The 12,327-nt window shown below is 64.3% G+C and carries 8 protein-coding genes; 6 read left to right on the top strand and 2 right to left on the bottom strand.

Annotated elements, in window-relative coordinates:
* The gene (locus XcyCFBP4188_RS13965; RefSeq protein WP_104592326.1) at positions 1–1,167 is read left to right on the top strand and encodes a glutathionylspermidine synthase family protein; all 1,167 of its coding nucleotides are present in this window, start codon (positions 1–3) and stop codon (positions 1,165–1,167) included.
* A gap of 374 nt (positions 1,168–1,541) precedes the next feature.
* On the opposite strand, the gene XcyCFBP4188_RS13960 is transcribed toward XcyCFBP4188_RS13965, so the two are convergent.
* The gene (locus XcyCFBP4188_RS13960; RefSeq protein ID WP_104592336.1) at positions 1,542–2,912 is read right to left on the bottom strand and encodes an MFS transporter; all 1,371 of its coding nucleotides are present in this window, start codon (positions 2,910–2,912) and stop codon (positions 1,542–1,544) included.
* Positions 2,913–3,024: 112 nt separating this feature from the next.
* Between XcyCFBP4188_RS13960 and soxR the strand changes: the two genes are divergently transcribed.
* On the top strand, positions 3,025–3,471 hold the full coding sequence (gene soxR / locus XcyCFBP4188_RS13955; protein WP_043907482.1) for a redox-sensitive transcriptional activator SoxR: 447 nt from the start codon (positions 3,025–3,027) through the stop codon (positions 3,469–3,471).
* 593 nt (positions 3,472–4,064) lie between these two features.
* Positions 4,065–6,071: a M1 family metallopeptidase gene (locus tag XcyCFBP4188_RS13950; RefSeq protein ID WP_104592325.1), complete on the top strand. Its 2,007-nt coding sequence runs from the start codon at positions 4,065–4,067 to the stop codon at positions 6,069–6,071.
* Here XcyCFBP4188_RS13950 and XcyCFBP4188_RS22635 read toward each other — a convergent pair.
* A complete protein-coding gene (locus XcyCFBP4188_RS22635) occupies positions 6,068–6,421 on the bottom strand; it encodes a hypothetical protein (RefSeq protein ID WP_160113179.1) in 354 nt (117 codons plus the stop codon). The two genes, XcyCFBP4188_RS13950 and XcyCFBP4188_RS22635, sit on opposite strands and share 4 nt — an antisense overlap.
* Before the next feature lie 445 nt (positions 6,422–6,866).
* Here XcyCFBP4188_RS22635 and XcyCFBP4188_RS13940 point away from each other — a divergent pair, with 445 nt between their 5' ends.
* The 3 genes from XcyCFBP4188_RS13940 to XcyCFBP4188_RS13930 all read left to right on the top strand — a co-directional run bounded on the left by XcyCFBP4188_RS13940 (position 6,867) and on the right by XcyCFBP4188_RS13930 (position 12,289).
* Entirely contained in the window at positions 6,867–10,025 is a 3,159-nt protein-coding gene (locus XcyCFBP4188_RS13940) for a TonB-dependent receptor (RefSeq protein WP_167393551.1), read from the top strand.
* Between the two features lie 448 nt (positions 10,026–10,473).
* Positions 10,474–11,235 carry a SapC family protein gene (locus XcyCFBP4188_RS13935; RefSeq protein WP_104592335.1) on the top strand — a complete coding sequence of 254 codons (762 nt, stop codon included), beginning with the start codon at positions 10,474–10,476 and terminating at the stop codon, positions 11,233–11,235.
* A 25-nt stretch (positions 11,236–11,260) separates the two neighbouring features.
* Positions 11,261–12,289, top strand: a complete 1,029-nt coding sequence (locus tag XcyCFBP4188_RS13930) for a cupin-like domain-containing protein (RefSeq protein WP_104592322.1) — start codon at positions 11,261–11,263, stop codon at positions 12,287–12,289.
* Positions 12,290–12,327: the final 38 nt, after the last annotated feature.

The following is a 12,327-nucleotide window of genomic DNA, read 5'->3' as shown; positions in this document are numbered from 1 at the left end:
ATGCAACGGATCGCAATTGCAGAACGTGCCGATTGGCGCGAACAGGCCGAGTCGCTCGGCTTCCATTTCCACACCATCGACGGCGAACCGTATTGGGACGAAAGCGCGTATTACGCGTTCTCGCTGCGCCAGATCGAGGACGACATCGAGGCGCCCACCCAGGACCTGCACGATATGGCGATGCAGTTGGTGGACGAGGTGGTGGGCTCGGAACAACTGATGACGCAGCTGGCGATCCCGCCGTTCTACTGGGACTGGATCGCCAATTCGTGGAAAGACCGCGACCCTCATCTGTATGGACGCATGGATCTGGCCTATGCCGGCGACGGCCCGGCCAAGCTGTACGAACTCAATTACGACACGCCGACCTCGCTGTACGAATCGGCGTATTTCCAGTGGTTGTGGCTGGAGCAACAGATCGCCGCCGGTGCGTTGCCCAAGGGCACCGACCAGTACAACCTGATCCAGGACCTGCTGTGCGAAACCCTGGGCGCGCTGGCGGTGGAGGGTGCGATCGGGCCGCAGATGCATTTTTCAGCGGTACGCGATTCGCTGGAGGATCGCGCCACGGTGCGGTATCTGCGCGATTGCGCGCACCAGGTGGGCATCAGCACCGAGGAAGTGGCCATCGAAGATATCGGCCTGAGCGCCGATGGCTGGTTCACCGATGAGCAGGACCGGGTAATCCATGCGCTGTTCAAGCTCTACCCGCTGGAATTCATGATGGAAGAGCGCTTCGGACCGGCATTGATTGCCAACCGTGTGCGCCTGATCGAGCCGGCGTGGAAATCGGTGCTGAGCAACAAGGGCATCCTGCCGCTGCTGTGGGAGCGCCATCAAGGCCATCCCAACCTGCTGCCTGCACGCTTTGCGCAAGCCGGCGAAGCGCCGACGGCAGGCTGGGTGCGCAAGCCGCTGCTCTCGCGCGAGGGTGCCAATATCTCTCTGGTCACCGCACAGGGCGATGCCGCGCAGACCGATGGGCCGTATGTGGACGGGCCGGCGATTCTGCAGGCGTACCATCCGTTGCCGGTGTTCGACGGGCGGCATGCGCTGGTGGGCAGTTGGGTCGTGGCCGATCGCCCCGCCGGGCTGGGCATGCGCGACGACGATGGCCCGATCACCCGCGACACCTCGCGCTTCGTACCGCACGTGATCGTGGATTGATGCAGTAGTGAGTGCGCATCGCCACCGCAAGGTGGCGGTGTTGCGATTGCCTCAGCGGTGGCCGTTGGTGAGGTTCGCCGGTTACGTGGCTGCGCTCTGCGCAATGGTTCCGCCCTGCACAGCGCAGAGAACGCTCTTCATCGCCTTACATACGCCTTGGTTGCGCGCAAGCCCTTCAGTGCAGGCCGAGCAGCGCAGGTTTTCCACACCCCCTGTGGATGGAAGTTGCACAAGGTTGTGGACAAGTGAGCGCAGGCCCCGGCCTGCAACGCTGTCAAGATGGGTGGTGAAAAAATGACCAGCCGCTCGCGGCGATGGTTTCCAATCGAGATTTGAACGATCCCGGCAGGATCGGCAAAGCCGGTTGCACACCATCACACCCGCCGCGCCACGAAAAAGCTCGCCACCGCCAGCAGCCACGCCAACGCGAACACGCTCAGGTACGCGGCCAACGTCGCGGAAGCCAGCAGCGCGGCGAACAACGCGCCGGCCAGCGCCAGCATGCCGGCCACCGCAATCGCTTCGCTCAACTGCAGCGCCGAACTGTGCGCGCCTTGTTGCGCCGGTGGCGACAACGACAACGTCAACACCGACAGACTCGGATACAGCAGACCCATGCCTAGGCCTGCCAGCGCCCAGCCGGCAATCGCCACCGGCACCGGAATGAGCGGCCACACCGCGCCCGCGCTGATCACGATGCCCAGCGACATCAACAACGCACCGGTCTTGAGCAGGCGTGCGCGCGACCAACCGGCGCGGCTATGGCCCTGGTACCACGAGCCGCTGAACCACCCCAGCGCACCCACGCTGAGCGCCACGCCGGCCAGCAGCGGCGAGAGGCCACGCTCGCGCGACAGCAGCAACGGCAGAAACGCTTCGAACCCGAAGAAGGCCGCCGCCGCAATGCCGCGCAGCGCGATTACGCTGGGCAGGCCACGCGCCAGCCGCAGCGTGCCGCCCGGCAACAGGTGCCAGGCGCAGAACAGCGTGAGCAATAGCGCTGGCGTCATCGCCAGCAACGCCAGCACGCCGTGCAGCTGCCCGCCCAGATACACGCCGAGCACGCCCAATGCCGCACCGATCGCCCAGCCGAACGCGGCGTTGGAGTCGGCGGACGGTTCGCCCGACCACGCGCGCCCGCGGATGGCCGGCCACAACATCAGCCCGGCCGGAATCGCCAGCAACGGCACCGACAGAAACACCCAGCGCCAACCGACGTGCTGCACGATCAACCCGCTGATGCCGGGCCCGATCAACGAGGGCACCACCCAGCCGGCCGAAAACGCGGCAAACACGCGCGGCCGCAACGCTTCCGGATACAGGCGCCCGACGATGACGTACAGCGCCACCGAATACGCGCCGGCGCCCAGGCCTTGCAGCAAGCGGCCTGCGATGAGTAGCGGCATGCTTGGCGCCAACCCGGCGATCAACAGCCCGATCACAAAGCACAGCAGTCCCACACCCAGCGCGCCGCCCGGGCCGCGCCGGTCGCTCCAGCGCCCGGCGGCGGTCATGCCGACCACGCTGGTCGCCAAGGTGCCGCCGAAGGCCAGCGCGTACAGCGGCAGCCCGTTCAATTCGCGCGCCACTGTCGGCATGGCGGCGGCAACCGCCAGCGACTCGAAGGCATTGAGCGATACCAGCGCGACCATGCCCAGCGTTGCGGCGCGATACGGCGCGGCGAGAATGGAAGTGGGTTGCGTGGCGCCCAGGGGCGTGGCGGGCGTGGTGATTGCGGTAGGCATGTCGGTGGGCATCGAAGATCCAGGAACGAGCGTGAGCACAGCCATGACATCGGTACTTGCACCGGTCATGGCCGCGCAGCATCCTGCCTCAACCAAGGTTGAGGTCAAGGCAATGCAGCGTGAGTTGTCCGTGGGCGAAGTGGCCAAGCGCAGTGGCGTGGCGGTGTCGGCATTGCATTTCTACGAGCGCAAGGGCTTGATCTGCAGCCTGCGTACCGCAGGCAACCAACGCCGTTATGCGCGCGATGTGTTGCGGCGGATTGCGGTGATCCGCGTGGCGCAGCGGCTTGGCGTGCCCTTGCAGCAGGTGCTGGAGGCGTTCTCGGTGTTGCCGGAGCAGCGCACCCCAACACGTGCGGAGTGGGCGCGCATGTCGGCGCGCTGGCGCGGGCAACTGGATGCGCGCATTAGCGAACTACAGGCGCTGCGCGACCAGCTCACCGACTGCATCGGCTGCGGGTGTCTGTCGCTGCGCCGCTGCCGGCTGAGCAATCCGGGCGACACCCTGGGCCACGACGGTGAGGGGGCTTTGCGACTGGGCAGCTTGATTGCGGAATAAGAGTGGCTAACAAAACGTCGCGAGCGGGCGCCTGGCGGTGAGTCTGGTGTTGTCGGCCGCGTCTTGGTGGATGGCGTCAGAAGTCCAGGTCAAACGCTGCGTGGATCGAGGGCGCGGCGCACTCGCCGCTCGCGGGACACGCCGTGAACCCGTCCCTGGGGGCTCGGTGGCGGTATCCATGCCGCCACACGGTCCCGCAATCGGCGAGGACACCGCACCAGAGAGTTTGCCGGCTGCTTTACTCAAAGCCATGCATACCGACCATCCCGACTGGTCCTTGCCCGCCCACCGTCGCGGGACCTTACGCGGCATGGATGCCGCGTAAGAGCCTACACGGACGTACTTGCGGCGTGTCCCGCGATGGTGGGCGGCCAAGGGCCCCGCAGCCAATCAACAGACCAGCCGCTCTGCGGTAGTCAGGCGTGGGTTAGTTTTGGTAGCCGCTCTCAGCATCACCGGCATGGCCGTCGCGCAGATCGTCGAGCGGAGCGCTGCTGCCGCGGAATCGTGTAGCGCCATCCGGGACCAATGGCATTCCCGCGCGCGGCGAGGCGCGCCGTAGGATGGGAGTCCCCCACGCCGCAGGATTTCGCATGACCCCCACCGTGCGCCGATCGCTTACCGTTGCACTGTCACTGGCGTGCGTTGCCGCGCCCGCACTTGCCGCTCCCGCACCAGCCAGTTCCGCAACCGCAGCACCCGCACCGGCCAGCCCTTTCGATCCGCTGGCCTTGTTCGCGCCGCTGCAACTGCCCGATGCACCCAACGCCTACCGCAGCGGCAGCGGCGTGCCCGGCCCGCTGTTCTGGCAGAACCGTGCGGATTACGACCTGAAGGCCAGCATCGACCCGGCGACCCACACGCTCACCGGCGAGGCGGCGATCCGCTACACCAACCGCAGCCCGGACACGCTGGACGTGCTGTGGCTGCAGCTGGACCAGAACATCTACCGCGCCGATGCACGCGCTGCCGCCAGCCGGCCATCGCGCCGCACCCAGTTCACCGACGGCATGCAGATCGCCAGCATCGAGATCGACGATGGCGGGCGCCGCCAGCCGGCCCACTTCGTCGTCGACGACACCCGTCTGCGCGTGGACCTGCCGCAGCCGCTGGCCGGGCAGGGCAAGGCGCTGACCGTGCATATCCGCTACCGCTACACGATTCCCGGTACCTGGGGCGGGCGTACCGCGTTCAGTGCCAGCAAGCAGGGCGAGATCTACGAGATTGCGCAGTGGTATCCGCGCATGGCGGTGTATGACGATCTGCGCGGCTGGGACACGCAGCCGTATCTGGGCTCGGAGTTCTATCTGGAATACGGCAACTTCGACTACGCGGTGACCGTGCCGGAAGGCTTTCTGGTCGCCGGCTCTGGCGCGCTGACCAATCCGGCCGAGGTGCTCAGCCGCACCGAGCAGCAACGTTTGGAGCAGGCCCGCGGCAGCGATCGCACGGTGCTGATCCGCACGCCTGCCGAGGTGACTGCACGTGCGGCCAAGCCGACGGGCAAGGGCACCCAGACCTGGCGCTTCCATATGGACAACACCCGTGACGTGGCGTTTGCTGCATCGCCTGCATTCGTCTGGGATGCTGCACGCATCAAGTTGCCGGGCGGCAAACAATCGCTGGCGATGTCGGTCTATCCAGTGGAAGGTATGGGCGCGGACAAGTGGAACCGCTCCACCGAATACGTCAAAGGCGCGATCGAACATTTCTCGCAGTGGTACCCGTATCCGTGGCCGGCCGCGATCAATCTGGGCGGTTATGGCGCGGGCATGGAGTATCCGGGCATCGTTTTCGATGGTTTCGAAGACAGCGGCAAAGAGTTGTTCTGGATTACCGCACACGAGATCGGCCACACCTGGTTCCCGATGATCGTCGGTTCCAACGAGCGCCGCCACGCCTTCATGGACGAAGGCTTCAATACCTTTATCGACGTGTACGCATCGGATGCCTTCAACAAGGGCGAATACGCGCCCAAGCGCGATTCGGAATATGCGCCCAAGGGTGGCAACCCGGTCGACGAAATCCTGCCGTTGCTGGCCGACACCAGCGCGCCGACGCTGATGGACAACGCCGATTCCACCAGCGAGACCTACCGCCATTCCTTGACCTATTTCAAGGGCGCGTTGGGGTTGGTGCTGTTGCGCGAGCAGATCCTGGGGCCGGAACGCTTCGATCCGGCCTTTCGCAAATACATCGCCACCTGGGCCTACAAACATCCCACGCCATCGGATTTCTTCCGGTTGATGGAAAGCGAAAGCGGCGAAGATCTGGCCTGGTGGTGGCGCGGTTGGTATCTCAACAACTGGCAGCTGGATATGGGCATCAGCGCGGCGCATTACGTCGATCACGATCCTGCCAAGGGCGTGCAACTCACGCTGCGCAGCAGCCAGAAACTGGTGATGCCGGCCACCGTGCGCGTGGATCTGGCCGACGGCAGCCACCTCGATCGTCGCGTGCCGGTGGAAACCTGGCTGCAGAACACCGCACCCACGCTGACGCTGCCGACCACGCAGAAAGTGCTGCATGTGCGACTGGATCCGGATCACGTGTTGCCCGATGCACAGCGGGGCGACAACCAGCTGGACGTGATCGGCTAGCGGCGCCGATGCAATCGTCCGCGCTGCAATGGCGCGGATGAGCGATGTGCAGCACACGACAGATGCGTACCGAAAAACGGCGCAATCGATTTCAGCGATTGCGCCGTTTTTTGTATCTGCTTGCATGTCCATCGAAGCCGCGCATTGCTGTAGCGGATGTGCTCGCATGGTTGCGCGATGGTGTCGCCTTGCAGCGTCAACAGTGCCGTTGTGCCGCGCTTGCGTAGTGCGATCGCAATAACAATTTGCGCAACTTCTGACAGCGGCGTTGTGGCGATCATCGCCCCGGCGTGAAGCGCCAATACCAGAGCGCAATCACTGCAGTCGCTGCTGATAACGCTTACAGCCACGGCAGGTCTGCGTATGCCGTACGGGCTCAAGCGCGCGTGTTGTTGAGTGTCTGGATGTGTCACCGCATGTTTGTTGCAACGCAGGGTGACAAGCACCGACACGCATGACTAGTCTGCGCCGCGTGGTAGCGCTATCACGCTTGATGGAGCGGTAGCAGCCGATTGAACGCCGTGGCGCACAGGGGCTGCGGCGGCAATATATCCAAGGGTAGGGAAGGCAGTCGCACGTGCTGTACAGATCGTCGCAGGCTGCGTCCGTCATGGACGTGGCACGCGCACGGTTGGCATCAGGGGGATCCGCCGTTGGTTCGATGCGGTGGATCAGATGACGTTCTGCAACGGAAGGTATGTCGCGTGCCGTGCAAGGCGCGTGGCCAGACAGTCGCCGCGTCGCATTCTGCGACTACGGCCGTGGGTGTTGGACTCCAGACCCGAGGATAGATCGATGCGTCGTACGTTGAGCAATTTCAATTCCAAGGCCATGTTTACCTTCGTCGGTGGCCTGTTGGTCATCAATCCGGCCTTTGCGCAGGACGTTCCCGCGCCGCCAGTGCCGCCGCCGCAATCCAGCGCGCAAACCACCACCACGCTCGATGCGGTCAACGTCACCGGCATTCGCAGCAGCCTGGATCAATCGATGGGCATCAAGCGCGATGCCGCCGGTGTGGTGGATGCGATCAGTGCCGAAGACATCGGCAAATTTCCCGACACCAACCTGGCCGAGTCGTTGCAACGCATCACCGGTATCTCGATCGAACGTCGCGATGGCGAAGGCGCGCAGGTCACCGCGCGCGGCTTCGGCCCGCAGTTCAATACGGTCACGCTCAACGGCCGGCTGATTCCCGGTGCCGACGCATTCGGTGCACCCGGCCAGACACCGATCGGCGGCGTGGATGTGGGTACGCGCGCCTTCAACTTCGCCCAGCTCGCCTCCGAAGCCATCACCGGGATCGAGGTCTACAAGACCAGCCGCGCCACCGCGCCCAGCGGCGGTATCGGCGCCACCATCAATATCCAGACCGACAAGCCGTTCAATCATGAGGGTGTGGTGGCCAATGCCGGCGCCAAGATGGTGTCCGACCGTTCGCAGCCGTTCGGCGATTCGCTCACCCCGGAAGTGTCGGGTATTTTCAGCTATACCAATCCCGACAAGACCTTCGGGATCGGCTTGAGCGGCAGTTACCAGAAGCGCCATGGCGGCTCGGTGCAGGCCACCGAAAACACCTGGAACATCCAGCGCTGGACCGGGACCGACCCGGCGCTGCGCCCGGATGCGGTGGTGACCAACGCACCGGCGATCGGCCAGTTGTACGGCATGCCCAACGACCTGCGTTATGCATTCGCCGACTTCCAGCGCGAGCGCACCAACGGCCAGGCAGTGGTGCAGTTCGCACCCAGCGACAGCCTGACCTTGACCCTGGATTACACCTATTCGTCCAACGAGATCCGCGAAGAACGCGGCGAGCAGGGCATCTGGTTGCAACGCGCCAACAGCTTTACCGATCTGACCTTCGATACCGGCCAGGCGGTGGCAACGCCGATCTATCTGCGCGATGTGCCCAACGGTGCCAAGGACTTCGGCATGGAGCAGCAGCGCAACGAGCAGAAGTACACGCTCGGCTCGCTCGGCTTCAATGCCGATTGGCAGGTGAGCGACCGCTTTCAGTTGTCGTTCGATGCGCATAACTCGAAAACCAAGAGCATGCCCAACGACCCGGTCACCGGCGGCAGTGCCACCTACTTCAGCTTCGCCGGCACCAACAACTGCGTCAACGGCCCGTCCTGCGGCGGTCAATGGGGGCAGGAGTTGTCGTTCAACAATTCCTTGCCGATCGGCGCACGCACCTGGTATCCCACCGCTGCCGATTCCCTGGCTGGCACCAACGGCGTGGTCAATCCGGACTTCACCCCCGCCGAGCTCGGCTCGCAGGTGCTGCGCATCTACTATCAATCGCAGGTGACCGAGATCAAGGAAGGGCGCATGGATGGCACCTTCGACTTCGACGACGGCCGCTTTCAGTTCGGCGTGAGCAGCGCCAACACCACCATGAACCGGCTCACCAGCGACACCAACTCCACGCTTGGCGACTGGAGTGTGGCCAATGCCGGCAACGAGCCCGGTATGCAGGCGTTGCTGCGGCCGGTGAGCATCACCGGCATGTTCAAGGATTTCAACGCCAACGGTGCGGCGCCCAATGCCTGGCGCGGCGATGCCGATCAGCTGGCCCTGTGGGGTGGCAGCCAGTACGGCGCCACCACCCGTTACAACCCGAACTACAGCGCCGACAATCAAGTGGAAGAGAAGACCCGCGCCGCCTACGTGCAGCTTGAACTGAAGGGCGATATCTCCGGCATGACCACCAACACACGGCTGGGCTTGCGTTACGAGCGCACCGATGTGGAATCCACCTCGCAGGTGGCCACGCCCACTGCGTTGCTCTGGCAGGCCAACAACGACTTCCAGCTGTTGCGCTCCACCGAGCTGCAGCCCTTCAGCGAAAAGACCAGCTACAACTACATCCTGCCCAATCTCGACTTCAGCATCGACATCACCGATCAGCTGAAAGGACGCGCTTCGTTTGGCCAGACCATTGCGCGTGCGCCCTACAACAATCTGATCGCCGGCCCGACGCCGAATACACCGAGCGGTTCGATCCTGATCAACCCCTCCACCCGTGCCTCCGGCAGCTCGCAGAGCCCGACGCTGGATCCGTTGGAATCGGACAACCTGGATCTGGCGCTGGAATGGTATTTCGCCGACGCCAGCTATGTGTCTGCCACATTCTGGAACAAGCGCGTCAGCAACTTCATCGGCAACACGGTGTCGCGCGAATCGCTGTATGGGCTGACCGATCCCACCTCGGGGCCGGATGCGCAATCGGCCCTGGCCTTCCTGCAGAGCGGTGCCTGCGCTGCGCAGGTTGGCGCCTCCGGCAACGACGTTGCGGGCGCCTGCTCGGCCAACGACACCTCGCTGTTCGCGGCGATGGCGTTGTTGCGCAACGCCGCGGCCACCGGTGGATTGGCCGCCTATAACGGCAGTTCCGCGCAGAGCCTGGCCCTGGAGAATGCCTACGACATCGTTGGCAATGCCTCCGACCCGCTGTATCAGTTCGATGTGTCGCGGCCGGTCAACCAGAACAAGGCCAACATCCATGGTTGGGAACTGGGCGGGCAGTACTTCTTCGACACCACTGGCTTCGGTATCTACGCCAACTACACCATCGTCGAAGGCGATGTGGGCTTCGACAACACTGTGATCGATCGCGACCAGTTCGCACTGCTCGGTTTGAGCGACACCGCCAACGCCATGCTGATGTACGAAAAGTACGGTTGGAGCGCACGTCTGGCCTGGAACTGGCGCGACGAGTATCTGATCGCGGCAAACCAGGATGGCGCCAACCGCAATCCTTACTACGTCGAGGCCTACCAGCAGTGGGACCTGAGCGTGAGCTACAGCTTCAGCAAGCAGCTGTCGGTGGGCTTTGAGGCGATCAACCTGACCGGTGAAGACGTGCGTTGGCATGGGCGTTCTGACAAGCAGATGATCCGCCTGATCGACCAGCAACCGCGTTACACGCTGGGTGTGCGTTACGCGTTTTGAGAGCGACTGACAAGCCGCTGCGCGCACCTCAGGTGCGCGTTGTGCGGTGTGCGGCGGGGTGGGAATGCCCGTGCGCATGCTGCTCAGAGCGCACCGTTCGTGCGCTCCGACGGCAGCGCATTGGAGTTGGTTGGCCGCTCCGCGCAGAGAGTTAAGTCGTGATGCCTGCGCGGCCACTGATCCGGCTGGCGGCCGCGACTGCACTGCGGGGCTGGATGCCCAGGCGCATCCGCTGCGATCGCCGACACGCAACTGCCGCCAGCACAATGGTGGCCGGGGCATCGCCGCGACGCCGGTTGTGCAGGCCTGCCACCAATGCTGCTGTGCCGCTTGCTGGCTCTCTGCTTTTTGGCAATGCTCGACACCAGCAGGCATCGCATGTCGCCGCATGATCGATTCATATCCCCGCAATGCGGTCGTCCATCGCGGATCACTGCTGGAGCTTCAGATGACGCGATACGCAGTGCTCAACAACGTGGCGCATCACGACATCCGCGTCATCCTGCGCTTTGGCGCCGAGTTCGGCGACGCGCTCGGCCTGGTGCCGGCCTTCGTCACCGAATTCGCCGAGCTGCAACGCGAATACCCGCTGTTTTTTCGCAAGGATCCTGCCACCGGCGGCTACCAGGCGGTGGCGCTGCTGGGCTTTGCACAGGACGAGAATCTGTTTCTGCAGGACGGGCGCTGGACTGCCAGTTACCTGCCGGGCATCGTCGCCAAGGGGCCGTTTCTGATCGGTTTCCAGGAGCAACGCATCGACGGTGCCCTGGTGCAGGAGCCGGTGATCCATGTCGACCTGGAGCACCCGCGGGTCAGCCGCGACGAAGGCGAGGCGGTGTTTCTGCCGCAGGGAGGTCATAGCCCGTATCTGGAGCACATCATCAGTGTGCTGCGTGGCATTCGCGACGGCGTGGACGCGGGCCAGGCGATGGCGGCCGCCTTCGATGCGCTGGGCCTGATCCAGCCGGTGCAGCTGGACGTGACGCTGGATGCCAACCACGCCACTCATCTGCAAGGTCTGTTCGCGATCGACCGCGAGCGGCTTGCCGCGCTCGATGCGCAGGCGCTGCATCAACTGCATCAGGCCGGTTATCTGGAAGGCGCATTCTTGATGCTGGCATCGCTACATAACGTGCGTCGGCTGATGGCAGAGAAGCAACGTCGCCTGCAACACACGCAGGCCGCGCCCGCTGCTGAAGCGTATGCCTGAGCGCATGGCTGTGAGCGCCTCCATCATGTCTTCAATTGCCGCAATCGCGCCCATCGCAGAGCGTACAGACTGCCGACCTGACGCGCTGCCGCTTTCTGCGCTCTGCGCCGCCGCCGAACCAGTGGTAGTGCGTGGCATCGCACGCGACTGGTCGCTGGTGCAGGCCGGGCTGCGCAGCCCTCACGAGGCGATGGCGGTGCTGCGCGCGCACGACAGCGGACATGCCTTGCAGTATTCCCATGGCGGCCCGGAAATCGCCAGCCGGCCGTTTTACACCGACGACTGCAGTGCGCTGAATTTCGATGTGCAGCGTGGCACGCTGAGCTCCTTGCTGGAGGCCATCGCCGCGCATCGCGATGACCCGCAGCCGCCCACGTACTATCTGGCGTCGTTGCCGGTCGACGACCACCTGCCCGGCCTGCGTGCAAGCAACGATCTTGATTTCGCCGCCGGCGGCATCGCCGTACAGCCCAGCATCTGGATCGGCAATCGCGTCATCGCTTCGTGTCATTACGATGCGCCCAACAACCTGGCGTGCTGCGCAGTGGGGCAGCGCCGCTTTACGCTGTTTCCGCCGGAGCAGGTGGCCAACCTGTATCCCGGTCCGCTGGATCCCACGCCGGGCGGGCAGGTGGTGAGCATGGTGGATATCGCCAACCCGGATCTGCAGCGTTATCCGCGATTTGCCGCTGCGCTGGCGCATGCGCGTACCACCGTGCTGGAACCCGGCGATGCGTTGTTCATTCCCAGCATGTGGTGGCATCACGTGCAATCGCTGCAGCCGTTCAATGTGCTGGTCAACTACTGGTGGAGCAGCGCACCCGCGCAGTTGCCGGCGCCGATGCCTGCGCTGTATCACGCGCTATGGGCGATTCGCGACCGGCCCGCGTCCGAAAAAGACGCCTGGCGCGCCTTGTTCGATTACTACGTCTTCGGTCCCGCCGAGCGTGCTGGCGAACACCTGCCCGAACAGGCGCGACACGTGTTGGGCCCGATCGACCCGATCCTCGCGCGACAGCTGCGCGCGATGCTGATCGGCAAGCTCAACCGCTGATGGTCCATACCGCCCTAAATGCATCCCACAGGAGTGCG

Origin of the sequence: Xanthomonas hortorum pv. cynarae (assembly GCF_002939985.1) — a bacterium.
Lineage (GTDB): Bacteria > Pseudomonadota > Gammaproteobacteria > Xanthomonadales > Xanthomonadaceae > Xanthomonas > Xanthomonas hortorum_D.
Note: the sequence above shows the minus strand (reverse complement) of the source record. Positions and strands in the feature narration are given on the sequence as shown.

Bases quoted from the DNA above. Each gene is read 5' to 3' on its own strand.
- XcyCFBP4188_RS13935 (WP_104592335.1), top strand. From the start codon at position 10,474: ATGACGCGATACGCAGTGCTCAACAACGTGGCGCATCACGACATCCGC.
- XcyCFBP4188_RS13930 (WP_104592322.1), top strand. From the start codon at position 11,261: ATGTCTTCAATTGCCGCAATCGCGCCCATCGCAGAGCGTACAGACTGC.
- XcyCFBP4188_RS13960 (WP_104592336.1), bottom strand. From the start codon at position 2,912: ATGCCTACCGCAATCACCACGCCCGCCACGCCCCTGGGCGCCACGCAA.
- XcyCFBP4188_RS13965 (WP_104592326.1), top strand. From the start codon at position 1: ATGCAACGGATCGCAATTGCAGAACGTGCCGATTGGCGCGAACAGGCC.
- soxR (WP_043907482.1), top strand. From the start codon at position 3,025: ATGCAGCGTGAGTTGTCCGTGGGCGAAGTGGCCAAGCGCAGTGGCGTG.
- XcyCFBP4188_RS13940 (WP_167393551.1), top strand. From the start codon at position 6,867: ATGCGTCGTACGTTGAGCAATTTCAATTCCAAGGCCATGTTTACCTTC.
- XcyCFBP4188_RS13950 (WP_104592325.1), top strand. From the start codon at position 4,065: ATGACCCCCACCGTGCGCCGATCGCTTACCGTTGCACTGTCACTGGCG.